At 54.3% G+C, this 588-nt stretch carries 1 protein-coding gene; it reads right to left on the bottom strand.

The features are described from left to right. Positions 1-588: amino acid kinase family protein (locus QQK25_RS23535; RefSeq protein WP_284190127.1), on the bottom strand; the 588-nt coding region annotated here is incomplete at both ends.

Raw genomic sequence — 588 nt, 5'->3', positions numbered from 1 at the left:
CTGCCTCCACGGCCAAGCGTCGTTGTACGACCTTTATTTTCGCTACCGATAAATCCCTGGGTGATCACTAAGCCTTCATTGAGACGTGGGAGCAGCTGCAGCGCGGCCAGTTCCGCCAGCGCGGCTATATCTGGCTCTGCACGACCAAATCGGTCGTTGGTACGCATCACTTTACGTACATCAAACCACTGTGCCTGAACATCGCGTTCGCGCAGGATCTCAACAAACAGCAGGGTCGACATCAGCTCGCCGTGGCTGACCAGCTCATCTGTCAGCGCCGGAGACGTTGCCAGCGCCGCCGCTTCTGCCAGAACAGTAATGTTCTCCAGCAGACGTTCAATCTCTTCACGGATAACGTTCGGGTAACGCAGACGTTCCAGAATGGCAAACTGGATGTTGCGGATAGCGTCGAGTTTTTCGAATCGCTCGCCAGGTTCCAGTCCTTCAGCTAAAGCGACCAGCAGATTAGTGATACCAGCAGAAGCCGAGAGGACAACTAAACGCACGTTGGCATCAGAAAGCACAATATCAGCGCTGCGGTTCATGGCGTCAAAATCAGCTACGCTGGTACCGCCAAATTTGGAGACA

It is taken from the genome of Zoogloea oryzae (assembly GCF_030161255.1).
In the GTDB taxonomy this organism is placed as follows: Bacteria; Pseudomonadota; Gammaproteobacteria; order Burkholderiales; family Rhodocyclaceae; genus Zoogloea; species Zoogloea oryzae.
The sequence above is the reverse complement of the archived record's forward strand: the minus strand, read 5'-3'. Positions and strand labels throughout refer to the sequence as shown.